General features: G+C 69.1%; 14 protein-coding genes and 1 pseudogene. 8 read left to right on the top strand and 7 right to left on the bottom strand.

Annotation, left to right across the window (positions count from 1 at the left end; genetic code table 11):
- The first annotated feature begins 95 nt into the window (after positions 1 to 95).
- The 3 genes from ACF1B9_RS12475 (at position 96) to ACF1B9_RS12485 (ending at position 3398) form a co-directional block, all read left to right on the top strand.
- Positions 96 to 812 (top strand): TetR/AcrR family transcriptional regulator, encoded by a 717-nt coding sequence (locus tag ACF1B9_RS12475; protein ID WP_391744331.1) that lies wholly within the window; start codon positions 96 to 98, stop codon positions 810 to 812.
- 300 nt (positions 813 to 1112) lie between these two features.
- Positions 1113 to 2465 carry a diaminopimelate decarboxylase gene (gene lysA, locus ACF1B9_RS12480; RefSeq protein ID WP_391744330.1) on the top strand — a complete coding sequence of 451 codons (1353 nt, stop codon included), beginning with the start codon at positions 1113 to 1115 and terminating at the stop codon, positions 2463 to 2465.
- A 9-nt stretch (positions 2466 to 2474) separates the two neighbouring features.
- On the top strand, positions 2475 to 3398 hold the full coding sequence (locus ACF1B9_RS12485) for a LysR family transcriptional regulator (RefSeq protein ID WP_376217494.1): 924 nt from the start codon (positions 2475 to 2477) through the stop codon (positions 3396 to 3398).
- Between the two features lie 19 nt (positions 3399 to 3417).
- Here the strand turns inward: ACF1B9_RS12485 and ACF1B9_RS12490 are convergent, their stop codons facing one another.
- The 5 genes from ACF1B9_RS12490 to ACF1B9_RS12510 are packed head-to-tail and all read right to left on the bottom strand — an operon-like array spanning position 3418 to position 8513.
- The gene (locus ACF1B9_RS12490; RefSeq protein WP_391744329.1) at positions 3418 to 4263 is read right to left on the bottom strand and encodes a serine hydrolase; all 846 of its coding nucleotides are present in this window, start codon (positions 4261 to 4263) and stop codon (positions 3418 to 3420) included.
- Entirely contained in the window at positions 4260 to 5879 is a 1620-nt protein-coding gene (locus tag ACF1B9_RS12495; protein ID WP_391744327.1) for an amidohydrolase family protein, read from the bottom strand. Before ACF1B9_RS12495 ends, ACF1B9_RS12490 begins: the two co-directional genes overlap by 4 nt.
- Positions 5879 to 6652, bottom strand: coding sequence for an amino acid ABC transporter ATP-binding protein (locus ACF1B9_RS12500; protein ID WP_391744326.1), 774 nt, complete (start codon positions 6650 to 6652; stop codon positions 5879 to 5881). Before ACF1B9_RS12500 ends, ACF1B9_RS12495 begins: the two co-directional genes overlap by 1 nt.
- Positions 6649 to 7620: an amino acid ABC transporter permease gene (locus ACF1B9_RS12505; RefSeq protein WP_391744324.1), complete on the bottom strand. Its 972-nt coding sequence runs from the start codon at positions 7618 to 7620 to the stop codon at positions 6649 to 6651. Before ACF1B9_RS12505 ends, ACF1B9_RS12500 begins: the two co-directional genes overlap by 4 nt.
- An 8-nt stretch (positions 7621 to 7628) precedes the next feature.
- Positions 7629 to 8513 carry an ABC transporter substrate-binding protein gene (locus ACF1B9_RS12510; protein WP_391744323.1) on the bottom strand — a complete coding sequence of 295 codons (885 nt, stop codon included), beginning with the start codon at positions 8511 to 8513 and terminating at the stop codon, positions 7629 to 7631.
- A gap of 507 nt (positions 8514 to 9020) precedes the next feature.
- On the opposite strand from ACF1B9_RS12510, the gene ACF1B9_RS12515 reads away from it, so the two are divergent.
- The gene (locus ACF1B9_RS12515; RefSeq protein ID WP_391744321.1) at positions 9021 to 9290 is read left to right on the top strand and encodes a hypothetical protein; all 270 of its coding nucleotides are present in this window, start codon (positions 9021 to 9023) and stop codon (positions 9288 to 9290) included.
- Between the two features lie 89 nt (positions 9291 to 9379).
- On the opposite strand, the gene ACF1B9_RS12520 is transcribed toward ACF1B9_RS12515, so the two are convergent.
- Entirely contained in the window at positions 9380 to 10795 is a 1416-nt protein-coding gene (locus ACF1B9_RS12520; RefSeq protein WP_391744319.1) for an FtsW/RodA/SpoVE family cell cycle protein, read from the bottom strand.
- A 445-nt stretch (positions 10796 to 11240) separates the two neighbouring features.
- A pseudogene (locus ACF1B9_RS12525) lies at positions 11241 to 11699 on the bottom strand (TetR family transcriptional regulator).
- Between the two features lie 226 nt (positions 11700 to 11925).
- Between ACF1B9_RS12525 and ACF1B9_RS12530 the strand changes: the two are divergent.
- From ACF1B9_RS12530 to ACF1B9_RS12545, 4 genes are all read left to right on the top strand, one after another.
- Positions 11926 to 12444, top strand: coding sequence for a toxin-antitoxin system HicB family antitoxin (locus ACF1B9_RS12530; RefSeq protein ID WP_391744317.1), 519 nt, complete (start codon positions 11926 to 11928; stop codon positions 12442 to 12444).
- Between the two features lie 81 nt (positions 12445 to 12525).
- Positions 12526 to 13371 carry a DUF4097 domain-containing protein gene (locus ACF1B9_RS12535; RefSeq protein ID WP_391744316.1) on the top strand — a complete coding sequence of 282 codons (846 nt, stop codon included), beginning with the start codon at positions 12526 to 12528 and terminating at the stop codon, positions 13369 to 13371.
- Positions 13372 to 13447: 76 nt separating this feature from the next.
- On the top strand, positions 13448 to 14434 hold the full coding sequence (locus ACF1B9_RS12540) for an ATP-binding cassette domain-containing protein (RefSeq protein ID WP_391795910.1): 987 nt from the start codon (positions 13448 to 13450) through the stop codon (positions 14432 to 14434).
- Entirely contained in the window at positions 14431 to 15219 is a 789-nt protein-coding gene (locus ACF1B9_RS12545; protein ID WP_391741548.1) for an ABC transporter permease, read from the top strand. The genes ACF1B9_RS12540 and ACF1B9_RS12545 overlap by 4 nt, the downstream gene beginning before the upstream one ends.
- Positions 15220 to 15317: the final 98 nt, after the last annotated feature.

Genomic DNA, 15317 nt, shown 5'->3' on the forward strand with positions numbered 1-15317 from the left:
CGTCGTGCGGAAGGGCGCTGGAACCTGCGGACCGGGGGCGGCCGAGGCTCTACTGTTCCCGTGCGTGCCAGGCGAGGGCCTATCGGGCACGCAGGGTGGAGACGTCGGCCGACGTCTCGGAGGGGGACGACGGCGCGCCACATCTCACCATCGAGCGCATCGTGCGGGCCGGGATCGTCGTCGCGGACACGGAGGGGCTCGACGCGCTGTCGATGCGCCGGGTCGCGATGGAGCTCGGCACCGGCACGATGTCCTTGTACCGGCATGTGGCGTCCAAGGGCGACCTCGTGACCCTGATGGTGGAAGCCGCGATGGCCGACGTGCCGCTGCCCGACTCGCCATCGCGGAACTGGCGTCACGGACTTGAACGCGCCGCCTACCGCGACTGGGAGTTGTACCACCGCCACCCGTGGATCCTGCCGAGGGTCATGGTGACGACCCGCGCGTATTTCAGCCCGGCTCTCGCGGCGGACAGCGAAAGCGCCATCTCCTCGTTCGACGGGCTCGACCTCGAACCCGCCGATGTCTTCCGGTACATGTTCATGTTCGCCTCCTACGTGCAAGGCGTGGCGCTGATCCTCGTCAGCGATGCGGAGGCGGAGCGGCAGTCGAGGATCGCCGTGAAGCAGGGGGCGAAAGCTTCGGACCACGCGCAGAACCCGCTGTACGAACCCGGGGCGTATCCCCGGCTCGCCCGCGCGATGCGCGCGGGCGCCGACCCCTGGGACCTCGACGCCTTGTTCGCCTCAGGTCTTGCCGGTGTCCTGGACGGCATCGCAGCCGATCTCGCGCGACGGGGCATTGACGCCTGAGCTTCGCGCTACTCGGACTTCTTCAGTAGAGCCGGTCGGCAGCTTGGGTGTGGAGCGTGCAGGGGGCTGAACTGAGGTGGGGCGGCCGTTCCGGCGACATCGTCGGATCGCACTGCATCATCGACAAAGGACTGATCACAACTTGTGACGGAAGTTCCCCGGCCCGGTACACGGCCCTTCCCACGACACTCGCCACCCCTGAGAATCGAAAACCATGAGGCTCAGCCATAGAAGAATGCGCTTTTGTGACTCCTCCTGAAGGCCGCAGGATGGCGGAGAACCGGCCTGCGGGGAGGAATCATGTCGTCAGCCATCGAAACGGGTCTGCTGCCCTTCACTGCGGAGGTCCGCCCGGAAGGGCTCGCCGTCGGAGGGGTCCTGCTCACCGAACTGGCACGGCGCTGGGGTACGCCGCTCTTCGTGTACGACGAGGAGCACCTGCGCCGACGCTGCCGGGAGGCGGTCGCCGCCTTCGGCCAGGGCAACGTCGCGTACGCCTCCAAGGCATTCCTGTGCACGGCAATGGCCCGACTGGCCCACGAGGAGGGGGTGTTGCTCGATGTGGCCTCCGGCGGCGAGCTGCGGGTGGCGCTGCACGCGGAGGTTCCGGCCGGGCGGATCGTGCTGCACGGCAACAACAAGGACGAGGCGGAGCTGCGCACGGCGATGTCGGCAGGGGTACGGCACGTGGTGGTCGACAGCTTCGACGAGATGGACCGCATCGAGCGCCTGCACGCCGAGGAACAACTGCCGGCCGCCCGGGTTCAGTTGCGGGTGGCGCCCGGTGTCGCCGCAGGCGCACACGAGGCGATCCGGACCGGTGGCAACGATTCGAAATTCGGCTTCGGCCTCGTCGGCGGAACCGCCGCAGCCGCCGTGCGGCGGGCCGCCGGCTCCTCGGCGATGATCCTGGAGGGCGTCCACGCGCATGTGGGATCCCAGGTGCTGGACACGGCGGAACTCGCGGCAGGAGCCGCGGCCGTCGCACGGTTCGCGGCGGAGGCACGGGTGCACCGGCTCACGGTCGGCGGTGGCCTCGGAGTCGCGTACGAGGCGGGGCAGAGCGTACCCTCGTTCGCCGACTGGGCGGCACGGGTGCGCACCGCGGTGCGCGATGCGGGCTGGGGCGGCGACGTGACAGTGGAGCCCGGCCGGTCCATCGCCGCCCGCGCAGGGCTGACCCTGTACCGGGTGGGCACGATCAAGCGCATCGAGGGCGTACGGACATACGTCAGCGTCGACGGCGGCATGAGCGACAACCTGCGCCCCGCCCTGTACGGCAGCCGCTACGAGGTGTTCCTGCCGCGCCTGCCCCGCGCCCCTCGACCGCTGCGAGCACGGCTGGTCGGTAAACACTGCGAGAGCGGCGATGTGATCGTCGACGACGCCGCCCTGCCGTCCGAGCTCGCGGTGGGTGACCTCCTGGCCACGCCTGTCACGGGCGCATACGGATATGCCATGGCGTCCAACTACAACAAGCTGCCGCGCCCCGCAGTCGTCTTCGTGTCCGACGGCCGTGCCCGCACCGTGGTCCGGCGGGAGACCGAGGAGGACCTGCTGCGCCTGGACGTGGACGAGTCCGCCGGGCCCGACGTGCCACCGGCGACCGCAGGGTCGGGTGCCGGGGCGGCGCGGTACATCGGCAGGGCCTAATCTGACCCGATGCTGAACAGTGCTCGACTGCTCGTCCTGCTGGAAATAGCCCGCACGGGCACCATCGTGGCCGCGGCCCAGGCGCTGCATCTGAGCCCGTCCGCCGTCTCTCATCAACTCGCCCGGCTGGAGCAGGAGCTCGCGGTGGCGTTGGTGGAACGTCAGCCGCAGAGCCTGCGGCTGACGGCGGCCGGTGTGCGACTGGCCGAGCACGCACAGGCCGTCGCCGACCTGATGGCCGTCGCACAGGACGATCTGCGGGCGCACTCCGAAGGCGAAGCCGGGGTACTGCGGCTGGGCTTCTTCGCCTCCTCGGGCCTGGAGCTGCTTCCCCGGGCGCTGTCGGGCTTCGCCGCCGAGCGGCCCCAGGTCGAGCTGGAGCTGATCCTGGGGCAGCCGCACGAGCTGGTGCCCGATCTGGAAGCGGGCCGGCTGGATGCGGCGGTCGTCTTCGAGCATCCGCTGGACCCCTGGTGCCGGCAGGCGGCCGTGGACGTGGAGATGTTCTTCGACGAGCCGCAGCTGGTGGTCCTCCCTCTGCGACACCGCCTCGGGCGGCGCACCGCGGTCCGGCTTGCCGCTCTGGAGGGGGAGAGCTGGATCGGTACGCACGGCGGCCACACCGGCGAACCGGTCCTGGAACGCGCATGTGCGGCTGAGGGGTTCCGGCCGCGGGTCCGCTGCCGCAGCGATCACTACCAGGTCACGATCAACCTGGCCCGCGCGGGAATGGGCATAGCGCTCGTCCCGGCCCTCGGACTCGGCGACACCACGGGTGTGCACGTCTGTCGTCTGGACCATCCCCGACTGCATCGGCGGATCGGGGTCGCCACTCGGCCCACCAACCGCAACCCGCTGCTTCGGATATTCCTCGCGGAGCTGCGGTCGGCGGCCGAGGAGATCAGGTCGCTGCTGGATATGCAATGGTCCTGACCGGTGGGGCGTACCGCTCTCATTCGCCGGCGCGGCGTCGTGCACACGCCGCGAGGGTGCGGCCGACGTCCCGGATGGCGTGCACCGCGGCCCGCTCCGTGCTGGGACCCAGCGCCGGGTCCCAGTGCGCCACCACCGCGTACGCCAGCCGACGCGCACCGATGATGACACCGGCATCGGCGCGGACTCCGGTGTCGGTGCCGGTCTTGTTGGCCACCAGAAGCCCGTCGGGCAGGGGATTCGGGAAGCCGGGGGCGTACGGGTCGTGATCCACCAGGGCGGGGACCATGCCGTGGTCGGTGTTGGCGCGCATCCATTGCAGGAGCCGTGCGGAGGCCGACGGGGAGCTCAGCGTGGAGCGCACCGCATGTGTCACCAGCCGTGCCAGATCCCGTGCGGTGCCGGTCGCGAAGACGGGCGGCACATCGGGGCCGCGGATGTCACGGACCTTGTCGTGCAGTGTGAGGTGGTCGAGCCCGAGTTCCTTCGCCAGCCGGGCCGTGGACTCGCGTCCCACCAGGCGGAGCAGTGCGTTGGTGGCGGTGTTGTCGCTGACCGAAGCGGTCAGCCAGGCCAGATCCTCGACGGTCCAGCCGCGCCTGCTCATCCGGCGCAGCAGCCCGGTCCCGTCCGCCAGGTCCTCGTCGAGGACCTCGACGAGCCGGTCGGCGAGCAGCTCCCCGGTGTCCAGTCGGCGCGACACCTCGGCGAGCAGCAGCAGCTTCGAGGCGGATGCGACCGGCAGCACAGTGCACTCGTCGACCCCCACCGTCCCGCCGCCGTCGATGTCGACCGCGGCGACGGCCAGGGTGAGCGGCAGCGCGGCCGAACGCCGCGCCGCCGCGGCCACTTGGGCCAGACTCATCGGATCCTCACCACTTCCCCCGCCCGCGCCGCGGTCGGGCAACCGCCCCTCACGGCGATCCGTCCCGCCACCACGACGGTATCGATGCCTTCGGGCGCCAGCAGCGGCCGGTCGAAGGTGGCGGTGTCACGCACCGACGCCGGGTCGAGGACGACCAGATCGGCGAGGGCGCCGTCGCGGACCACACCGCGGCCGGTGAGTCCGAACCGCCGGGCCGGCAGACCGGTCATCTTGTGTACCGCGTCCTCCAGCGGGATCAGCTGCTGGTCGCGGCTGTAGTGGCCGAGCACGCGGGCGAAAGTTCCCGCCCAACGAGGGTGTGGGCGACCGGGTTTGGGAACGCCGTCCGAGCCGATCATCGAAAGCGGGCTGGCGAGCACTCGCCGTACGTCGTCCTCGCGCATGGAGTGGCTGATGATGGTCACCTCGCCCTGCTCGGCCAGCAGCAGGTCGCACGCGTAGTCGACCGGGTGGACGCCGCGTCCGGCGGCGAGGTCGGCGATGCTGCGGCCCTCGGCCTCCGGGTGCGCCTGTGCGGCGGCCACGGTGATGAGGTCCCAGCCACCGTTGCCCACGGTGTTCTCCCACCCCTTGACGCCTTGAGCGATGTCCGTCCGGATCCGGTCGCGCGTATCGCCCCGGCGCAGCCGTTCCAGCAGGGCGCCGACGCCGCCCTCGCTCGTCCATGGCGGCAGCATGGCGTGCAGGACGGTGCTGCCCGCGGTGTACGGGTAGACGTCGCACAGCACGTCCACCCCTTCGGCTCGGGCCTGTTCCAGCCGGGGCAGGGTACGCAGCGTGGCGCCCCAGGCGTGTCGGCCCGCGGTCTTGTGGTGGGAGATCTGCAGCGGGGCGCCGGAACGCACCGCGATCTCCAGGGCTTCCTCCAGGGCGGTCTCCACCTGTGACATCTCGTCGCGCAGATGGGTGACGTAGGGCTTGCCGTGACGCGCGGTGACCCTGGCCAGCGCGACGATCTCCTCGGTGCCGGCGTAGGTGCCGGGCGGGTAGATCAGCCCGGTGGAAAGGCCGGCCGCACCCTGGCCGAGCGCCCGGTCGAGCAGCGTGCACATGGTGTCCAGCTCGTCGGGCCGGGGCGGGCGGGCCTCGAAGCCCATCACTCCGGCGCGCAGCGTGCCGTGGCCGACGAGCGAGGCGATGTGGGTGCGGCGCAGCGCAGGATCCTGCCCGGCGGCGAACGAGTCGAAGTCCACAGCGGGCCGGACAGGTCCGAGCCCGAACGTCACCCTGAGATGCTCGGTGAGTGAAGGCAGCCGTTCCGGTAGCGAAGGGAACAGGCTCGTCCCGCAGTTGCCGCAGATCTCCGTGGTGACGCCCTGGAGCAGCGGGGCGAGGCGAAGGTCGTCGATCGGCTCGGCGGTGCCGTCGGCGGCGTGGGGCGCCGCGAGGGCGTCGGAGTGCGTGTGCACATCGATGAAGCCGGGCGCGACGAGCCGGCCGGCGACATCCAGCGTCTCGGCCGCCGCGGCCGGGGTGCCCGCGGGCAGCACGGCGACCCGTCCGTCCACCACCGCGATGTCCGCCTCTCTGGCGCGCGCGCCGGTTCCGTCGACCAGTGTGCCGCCGCGCAGCAGCAGATCCACAGGGCGCCCCATCACAGCACCGTCGACAGGAAGGCCCGCGTGCGCTCGTGCCGCGGGTCGGTGAACAGAAGCTCCGGGCTCCCGGCTTCGACGACGGCGCCCTGATCCATGAACAGGACACGGTCTGCGACCTCGCGGGCGAAGCCCATCTCGTGGGTGACCACGACCATCGTCATACCGCTGCGGGCCAGGTCGCGCATGACGCCCAGGACCTCGCCGACGAGCTCGGGATCGAGAGCGGACGTGGGTTCGTCGAAGAGCATGAGCGTCGGCTCCATGGCCAGTGCACGGGCGATCGCCACGCGCTGCTGCTGCCCACCGGACAGTTGCCCCGGATAGTGGTCCGCCCGCTCCGCGAGACCGACTTGGTCCAGCAGCTCCCGCGCCTGCCTCTCTGCCTGCGCACGGGAGCGACCCTTGACGGCGACGGGCCCCTCCATCACGTTCTGCACCGCCGTGCGGTGCGGGAACAGGTGGAACCGCTGGAACACCATGCCGATCCGCTCGCGCTGGCGTCGGATGTCCCGGGGGCGCCGCTCGCGCAGGACACGCCCGGACGGGCCGTGCTGCTCGTAGCCGATCAGCTCACCGTCCATCCACACCCGCCCCGCGTCGATCTGTTCAAGGTGATTGAAGCAGCGCAGCAGCGTCGACTTCCCGGATCCGGAAGGGCCTATGACGCACAGCACCTCACCGCTGCGGACATCCAGGTCGATGCCTTTCAGCACCTCGGTGTCACCGAACCGCTTACGGACCCCACGGGCCCTGAGGACGACCTCGCTCATGCCGCCGCCTCCTTCCTGTCACGCCCGGGTACGAGATTCGTCAGGACCCTGCGCCGCAGCGGCGGGGCCGCGCCCGGGCTGTAGCGGCGTTCGACGGCATGCTGGCCGATGCTGGCGATCGTGGTGAGCACCAGGTACCAGAGGGAAGCCACCAGGAGCAGCGCCACCACCTCGAAATTGGCGAGGTAGAGGTGCTGGGAGACCGTCATCAGATCGGCGCCCGCGATGACGGAGACCAGCGAGGTCGTCTTGAGCATGGAGATGAACTGGTTGCCGAACGGCGGGATGATGACCCTCATCGCCTGCGGAAGGATGATCCGGGACAGGATCTGACGGTTCGACATGCCGATGGACGCGCCCGCCTCGCGCTGGCCGGGGTCCACGCTCTGAATGCCCGCCCGAACGATCTCGGCCATGTAGGCCCCCTCGTTGATGGAGAGGCCGAGCAGAGCCGCCACGAAGCCGGTGATGACCTGGTTGGACTGCCAGCTGATGAGTTTCGGGCCGTCGAACGGGACACCGATGCTGATCACCGGGAACAACAGGGCCAGATTGAACCAGAAGATGAGCTGGACCAGCAGCGGGGTGCCCCGGAAGAACCAGGTGTAGGCGCCGGCGGTGAGACGCAGAACCGGACTGTCGGAGAGCTGCATCACTGCGACGAGTACCCCGATGACGATGCCGAGAGCCATCGAGACGAGCGTGAGCTGAATGGTCACCCCGAGGCCCTTGAGGATCACGCCGTCGAACTGGTATTTGGCGACGATGTCCCAGTGCAGGTTGGGATTGACGATGACGGTGTAGGCGAGCCACACCGCGAACAGTGCGGCGGCAAGGACCGCGAGCCAGCGCCCGGGACGGGGTCGTCGGGTCACCTGCAGGGAGAGGTCGTCCTCCGGCGGCGTAACGGCGGTGGTGGCTGCCGGTGTCACACCGGGAGCGGCGCCGGGCATCTTGCGGTGGGTCATGTCCGCACTCACTGCCCGTCGTTGATGGTGGCCTCGGGCACGGCGCTGTCGCCGACCCCCCAGGTGTCGAGGATCTTCCGGTAGCCGCCGTCGTCGATCAGTTCCTGCAGGGCCTTTCGGACGGCGTCGCGCAGTCCGCCCTGGCTCTTCGCGGCTGCGATGCCCCAAGGAGCGGTGCCGTACTGCGTCGGCAGAACCTCGTACGCGCTGCTCTTCTTTGTGAACATCCTGGCGACGGGATAGTCGACGACGGTCGCGACCGCCCGTCCGCTGTCCAATTGCAGCAGCCCGGTCGGCGCGTCCTCGCTCTGCGAGATCCGCATCTTCTGCTTGCACTTGGCGTTCTGCTCCTCGCCGATGTGGAGGTTCGAACTGCCCTTGGCCAGGACGACGGCCTTTCCGCACAGGTCTGCGAGGGACTTGATGCCCTGCGGGTTGCCCTTCTTCGTCATGATGACGCCGCCGGTACGGAAGTAGTCGACGAAATCGACCGCCTGGCGCCGCTGGGCACTGTCGGTCATGGACGACATGACCAGATCGAAGCGTCCGGACTCCAGACCGGGAATCAGTCCGTCGAAGGCGGCGTTGGTGAGTTCGAGCTTCAGCTTCAACCGTTCGGCGATGGCCTTGGCCAGGTCGGGGTCGACACCTGTGAGCCTGGTGGTCCCGGGCTCGTACATCTCCATCGGCGGATATCCCACCGCGGTGGCCACCCGCAGCACACCCTTCTGCCGGTACTGCGCGGGGAGCAACTCGGCTGCGGTCCGGCCGGCGGCGGCCTGCGAGGAACTGCCGGACGGGGCGTCGCCCTGGCCGGAGCGTCCACATGCGGTGGCCGCAAGAGCCACCACGGCCAGGGCTGCCAGACAGCGCAGAGAACGGGGACGATTCATCGGATTTCTCCCTCACGGGGTGGCGGTGCGCCGATGCTGGCAGTCGCGCCCGGGTGAATGGAAGATGATGAAGCTATTCATGCCTGACCATCGAAATCCATACGGGTCCGAATCTCTGCGGATGAGGACCCCGAAACGGAATGGGACATCGCGTGCGACAGCCACTCGGACGACTGGCTGCTGCTCGACACCGGTGGGGTGCTCGCGCGGTACTTCTCGAAGTCCGTGGCCGCGCGTGGGCCGGTGCTGGTCGACGTCCCGCATGCGCTATGATCGATCTTGGAAGTCCGCCGCAACTCGCGGCGACCGACGCTGCGTTGGTGGTCCAAGGAAAGACACCCCGCTTCCTGCGGGGAAATGCAGGTGCAAGGCCTGCCCAGCGCTCGATCACGAAGCCCTTCTCCTCTTCGGGGAAGGGCTTCGTCATGTTCCCCTGGTGCGACGCTTCGGTGAGTGTGACGGGTGCCGGCAGCGTTCCGTTGTCCACGGACACCGAGTATGGATCGCTTGTCGCTGAAGACGGGCCGGTACTTCAACGCGCCGTTCACCGGTGAGTCCGTCATCGCCGACGGGCGGGAGGAGCGGCGCACGCCGCTGAAGGATGTCCGGGTTCGGCCCAGCCACTTGGCACTGCTTCCCGGTTCTCGGTCCCTGCTGGCGGGCGGACGCACATTCAGGGCTGATGCGGGAGACGCCTGGATGCCGAATGCCACGATGTTCTCCGCCTCGGGGACCCCCGAAGCCGAGTTCTGCGTCGGCGATGATTCCCTGTTCTGATCACTGACCGTGATGGGCGGTTCGCTTCGGTGAGGTCGGTCAGCCATGGATGAGCAGTCAGAAGATCGCGATCCGGCGCAGCGGCTTGTTCACGGGCGTTCCACCTGAGGCATCTCGGCGTCGGGGTCGTGGGCGGGACGGCGTGCGGTGTCGCTGATGCGGATCAGGATGCCGACGAGGGCCCAGTTGGCGATGACGGAGGAACCGCCGTACGCCAGGAACGGCATCGTCATCCCGGTCAGCGGGATCAGGCCCATCACACCGCCGGCGACGACGAAGACCTGCAGGGCGAGCGCGCCTGACAGGCCGATGGCGAGCAGTTTGCCGAAGGGGTCGCGGGCGGCGAGGGCGATGCGCACGCCGCGCTCCACGACCAGGCCGTAGATCAGCAGGATTGCCATGATGCCCGTCAGGCCCAGCTCCTCGCCGAAGGTGGCGAGGACGAAGTCGGAGTTGGCGGCGAACCGGATGAGGTCGGAGTGGCCCTGGCCGAGGCCGGTGCCCAGGGTGCCGCCGGAGCCGAACGCCCACAGCGCCTGCATCGACTGCTCGGAGTGACCGCCCACGCCCTGGCGGCTGAGCGCGTACTCCTTCATCGGGTCAAGCCAAGCCTGGACACGCTGCTGGACGTGCGACTCGAATGAGGCGACGCCGACGGCACCGGCCGCGGACATCAGCAGACCGAAGACGATCCAGCTGGTCCGTTCGGTGGCGACGTACAGCATGATGACGAACATTCCGAAGAACAGCAGAGACGTGCCGAGGTCGGTCTCGAAGACCAGGATCAGGATCGAGAGGAACCAGATGACCAGGATCGGGCCGAGGTCGCGGCCGCGCGGCAGGTACAGGCCCATGACGCGGCGGCTGGCCAGGGCCAGCGCGTCGCGCTTGACCATCAGGTAGCCGGCGAAGAAGACCGCGAGCACGATCTTGGCGAACTCACCGGGCTGGATGCTGAAGCTGCCGACATGGATCCAGATCTTGGCGCCGTAAATGTTGGCGCCCAGGCCCGGGACCAGTGGCAGCAGCAGGAGGAACAGGGCGCCCACCATGGAGATGTAGGTGTAGCGCTGCAGGACGCGATGGTCCTTGAGGAAGATCAGAACAACGACGAAGAGGGCGATGCCCATCGTTGTGTACATCAGCTGTCTCGGGGCGGCCGTTCCGGCCTGTTTGACCGACTGCAGTAGTTCGGACTGGTCCAGCCGCCAGATGACGACCAGGCCGAGTCCGTTCAGCAGCGTTGCCAGCGGCAGTAGCAGCGGGTCCGCGTACGGCGCGGACTTCCGTACGACGAGATGGGCGACGCCGGCCAGCAGACCCAGGCCCAGGCCGTAACTCAGCAGGCCGGACGGCACCTGGTTGTTGATGGCCAGGCCCACGTTGGCGTAGGCGAACACCGGGATGACGACGGCGAACACCAGCAGCGCCAGCTCGGTGTTGCGTCGGCTCGGTGCGCCGATCGTGGACGTATGGTGCGTCGACGCGTTTGTGGTACCGCTCATGATGCGACGGGGCCTCTCACGGCTTGCATGCTGCTTACCGACCAGTGAGGAGACGGCCTTCTGCTCTCCTTCAAAGGCCGGTCCGGGACTGGGAGTGGGTGCGGTAGTGGTCTGGGGCGGCGGCTTCGAAGCCACGGAGTCGGCGGCGCTGTTGCCTTGGGTATCGCTTTAGACGTGAAGGAAGCGTGTGTGGTTCCTGAGGCGCCTGTGGTACTGCCGGCCTTGTCCTGGTGTGATGTGTCAGAGATTTTGAGGGTTGGCAGTGCTGTGACCGCATGGGTTCGCAGGGTTCGCAGGGTTGGCGGTTGGAGCGGTGGGATGGGCAGTGACGCCTTCCGGTCGGATTCCCGGCTTCCCCGTCTCCCCACGGACCCCCGCGATGTCGCGGCGAAATCGCGGGAGCCGCGCGCACGTATGCGCTCGCCTCGGTGCCAGGAGCCGACCGTCAGAGTCGGTGGAGCGCGTCCGCCACGAGCTCGCGCGCGTACGCGGCGTCGAGCCGGCTGGGGCGGAAGAGAATGCGGTACATGATCGGCGCCACGGTCAGGTCGATCATCAGTTCCGTGTCGCGCACCTGCTCGCCCCGCCCCACCACACGGTTCGGCACCACGTCGATCTGCTCCGCCGCGTAGGCGGAGCACCGACCCGCGTCGGTGCCGTCCGGGCCCCCGAGGAACGCGTCCCTGGCGTACGCGCGCCCCGAAGGCTGCCGATGTCGGCAGGATCGGTCTCCGGACGGAGCCGCTCCACCGCGACATCGGACAGGAGTTCCTGCAGGTCTCCCCAGCGCCGGCAGCCCGTGGACGGTGTCACACCGGTCCTCCACGGGCACGGTCAGCGCGTCGCGGCTGATCTCTCCGGCGAGTTCACAAGCTGCAGCAGGGACGAACTTGCGAGATCGCATGGCGTCACATGGTGCCACGTGGCATCAATGGTGCAGCTTGGTGCCATCCGGCACCGCCTGGTGCCGTCCCGCGCTCCCGCAATGCCCATGAGCGTGCAAGGTGCCACAACGATTCAGGTCGCCCTCTTTGTATTTTCGCAGGTCAGGGCAGTTGCCCCGGGGCTCGGCCCACTTGCGGTGCCGCCTGGGCTTGCGGATGGCGCCATGGTGGTGCCATCATGGCGTCATGGACCTCACCCCGTATGTCGACACCCTCCGCCGCGAACTCGCGGTGGCTGCCGAAGCAGGCGGCGACGAAGCCCGCGAGCTGGCCGAGAGGCTCACCGCTCCCCTGGAGTCGGCGACCCGGCTGACCATGCTCAACGTCCTCTCCGCCGCGATGGACGAGATCACCCGCGAGCTCGCCCCCGGCTCGGTCGACGTACGGCTGCGCGGGCTCGACCCCGACTTCGTGGTGACACCGCCGCCCGTTGACGGCGGCGCCCTCATGGAGCCGGGCGCGCCCGTCGAACCGGTCAGGACCCTGTCCCCGGCCGACAGTGACGAAGGCGGCACCGCTCGCGTCAACCTGCGTCTGCCGGCCCACCTCAAGGCCCGTGCCGAGGAGGCCGCCATCCGCGAGGGCCTGTCGGTCAACGCATGGCTGGTGCGCGCCGTGTCGGCCGCGGTCGACGGCGGCACCCGGCCGCGTACGGCGGAGAAGGCCCGGACCGTCGGACAGAGCTTCACCGGCTGGGTGCGCTGACCGCGCCCCCGCCCGCACCACTTCATCCACACCACGTCCCACCAGCGGGGACGTCCAGAAGACTCAAAGGACGGGACAGCCATGCCTTCTTTCGACACTCCCGAACCGATCTCGGCCACGGCGCACGTGGAGGCCGGTTCCATCCAGTTCACCGCGGGCGACCGCCTCGACACCGTCGTCGAGGTGCAACCCCGCGATCCGAAGCGGGACCAGGACGTACGGGCGGCCGACCAGACCGAGGTCACGTACGCGAGCGGGGTACTGACTGTCAGGACGCCCAAACCACGTTACCTCGTCGGGCGTACCGGAACCGTCGATGTGACGGTCGAACTGCCCACGGGCTCGCGTGTCGACATGACCGGCGCCTGGGCCCAGGTGCTCGGCGAGGGGCGGCTCGGCGAGGTCCGCGTGAAGACCTCGTCCGGTGACGTCCGCCTCGACATGACCGGCCCGCTGAAGCTGACCGCGTCGCACGGCTCGATCACCGTGGACCGGGTCGAGGGTATGGCGGAGATCGCCACCAGCTCCGGCAGCCTGCGTGTCGGGCTCGTCGACGGCCCCGCCGTCCTGAAGAACTCGCACGGCACCACGACCGTCGGCGCCGCGACCGGCGAGCTGCGGGTGAGCGGCGCCAACGGCGACATCGAGATCCGGCGCGCCGAGGACTCGGTCACCGCCACCACCGCCCACGGCACCCTGCGCGTGGGCGAAGTGGCCCGGGGAACTGCCCAGTTGGAGACCTCCCACGGCGCCATCGAGGTCGGCATCCGGGAAGGCACGGCTGCCTGGCTCGACGTCAGCTCGGGCTCCGGCCAGGTACGCAACACGCTCACCGCGTCCGAGGCTCCGGGGAAGACCGAGGACACCGTCAAGGTCCGCGCCCGCACCCGGCACGGCAACATCGACATCCGCCGTGCCAGGGCCTGAGCGACACATCCTCAACCGGTTCCATCCTCCACCCACTTCAGCCTTCGAATGGGAGGGCTCCATGGCTTCATCTGTCATGCCCACGTCCAGTCTGGGTGACGGTCGCCCGTCGCCGGCCGCCGTCTGCGCCGTCGGTCTGCGCAAGTCGTACGGCGACAAGACCGTGCTCGACGGCATCGATCTGCACATCCCGGCCGGGTCCGTGTTCGCGCTGCTCGGGCCGAACGGCGCGGGCAAGACCACCGCCGTCAAGATCCTGTCCACCCTCATCACCGCCGACGGCGGTCAGGCCCAGGTCGCGGGCCACGATCTCGCCGCCGACCCGCAGGCCGTGCGTGCCGCGATCGGTGTCACCGGGCAGTTCTCCGCCGTCGACGGTCTGATCACCGGCGAGGAGAACATGCTCCTCATGGCGGACCTGCACCACCTGTCCAAGCGTGAGGGGCGCCGCACCGCCGCCGAGCTGCTGGAGCGGTTCGACCTCACCGAGGCCGCGAAGAAGCCCGCCTCCACCTACTCCGGCGGCATGAAGCGCCGCCTCGACCTCGCCATGACTTTGGTCGGAGGCCCGCGGATCATCTTCCTCGACGAACCGACCACCGGCCTCGACCCGCGCTCCCGCCACAACATGTGGCAGATCATCCGCGAACTCGTCTCCGACGGCGTCACCGTCTTCCTCACCACCCAGTACCTGGACGAGGCCGACGAACTCGCCGACCGCATCGCCGTGCTCAACAACGGCAAGATCGCCGCCGAGGGCACCGCCGACGAACTCAAACGGATCGTCCCCGGCGGGCACGTCCGGCTCCGCTTCACCGACCCGGCCGCCCACCGAAACGCCGCCTCCGCACTGCACGACACCACCCGGGACGACGAATCCCTCACCCTGCACATCCCCAGCGACGGCAGCCAACGCGCACTGCGCTCCATCCTCGACCGGCTCGACACGGCCGGCATCGAAGCCGACGAGCTGACCGTCCACACCCCCGACCTCGACGACGTCTTCTTCGCCCTCACCGGCGGCGCCGGCATCCCCAACCAGCCCAAGGAGAACGTCCGATGAGCCCCCTCTCCCTCGCCGTCCGCGACTCGAACACGATGCTGCGCCGCAACCTCCTGCACGCCCGGCGCTACCCTTCCCTCACGCTGAACCTGCTGCTCACGCCGGTCATGCTGCTGCTGCTCTTCGTCTACATCTTCGGCGACGTGATGAGCGCGGGCATCGGCGGCGGCGCGGACCGCTCCGCGTACATCGCCTACATCGTCCCGGGCCTCCTGCTGATGACCATCGGCAGCACCGTGGTCGGCACTGCGGTCTCCGTCTCCAACGACATGACCGAGGGCATCATCGCTCGCTTCCGCACGATGGCGATCCACCGCGGGTCGGTGCTCACCGGACACGTCATCGGCAGCGTGCTGCAGTGTGTGATGAGCGTGGTGCTCGTCGCGGCCGTCGCCGTGGCCATCGGCTTCCGCTCCACCGATGCCACCGTCCTGGACTGGCTCGCGGCGTTCGGACTGCTTGCGCTCTTCGCCATGGCCCTCACCTGGATCGCGGTCGGCATGGGTCTGATCAGCCCGAACGCCGAGGCCGCCGGCAACAACGCAATGCCCCTGATCCTGCTGCCGCTCCTCTCCAGCACCTTCGTCCCCATCGACGCGATGCCGGGCTGGTTCCAGCCGATCGCCGAGTACCAGCCCTTCACGCCCGCCATCGAGACCCTGCGCGGCCTGCTGCTCGGCACCGAGATCGGCAACAACGGATGGCTCGCCGTCGTCTGGTGCCTGGGCCTCGCGGTGCTCGGCTATCTCTGGTCGACCTCGAAGTTCAACAACGACCCGAAATAACCGCCATGACAACGCGGGCCACTTCCCGCAACTCGTCCCGCCCGAGGGCGGCGTACACACCGACACCTCGTCGGCGTACGCCGCCCCGTTCATGTGCA

This window comes from Streptomyces sp. NPDC014727 (assembly GCF_043083485.1).
Taxonomy (GTDB): Bacteria; Actinomycetota; Actinomycetes; order Streptomycetales; family Streptomycetaceae; genus Streptomyces.

Bases quoted from the DNA above. Each gene is read 5' to 3' on its own strand.
- ACF1B9_RS12540 (WP_391795910.1), top strand. From the start codon at position 13,448: ATGCCCACGTCCAGTCTGGGTGACGGTCGCCCGTCGCCGGCCGCCGTC.
- ACF1B9_RS12490 (WP_391744329.1), bottom strand. From the start codon at position 4,263: ATGAGTCTGGCCCAAGTGGCCGCGGCGGCGCGGCGTTCGGCCGCGCTG.
- ACF1B9_RS12505 (WP_391744324.1), bottom strand. From the start codon at position 7,620: ATGACCCACCGCAAGATGCCCGGCGCCGCTCCCGGTGTGACACCGGCA.
- ACF1B9_RS12520 (WP_391744319.1), bottom strand. From the start codon at position 10,795: ATGAGCGGTACCACAAACGCGTCGACGCACCATACGTCCACGATCGGC.
- ACF1B9_RS12545 (WP_391741548.1), top strand. From the start codon at position 14,431: ATGAGCCCCCTCTCCCTCGCCGTCCGCGACTCGAACACGATGCTGCGC.
- ACF1B9_RS12535 (WP_391744316.1), top strand. From the start codon at position 12,526: ATGCCTTCTTTCGACACTCCCGAACCGATCTCGGCCACGGCGCACGTG.
- ACF1B9_RS12530 (WP_391744317.1), top strand. From the start codon at position 11,926: ATGGACCTCACCCCGTATGTCGACACCCTCCGCCGCGAACTCGCGGTG.
- ACF1B9_RS12495 (WP_391744327.1), bottom strand. From the start codon at position 5,879: ATGGGGCGCCCTGTGGATCTGCTGCTGCGCGGCGGCACACTGGTCGAC.
- ACF1B9_RS12500 (WP_391744326.1), bottom strand. From the start codon at position 6,652: ATGAGCGAGGTCGTCCTCAGGGCCCGTGGGGTCCGTAAGCGGTTCGGT.
- ACF1B9_RS12510 (WP_391744323.1), bottom strand. From the start codon at position 8,513: ATGAATCGTCCCCGTTCTCTGCGCTGTCTGGCAGCCCTGGCCGTGGTG.
- lysA (WP_391744330.1), top strand. From the start codon at position 1,113: ATGTCGTCAGCCATCGAAACGGGTCTGCTGCCCTTCACTGCGGAGGTC.
- ACF1B9_RS12485 (WP_376217494.1), top strand. From the start codon at position 2,475: ATGCTGAACAGTGCTCGACTGCTCGTCCTGCTGGAAATAGCCCGCACG.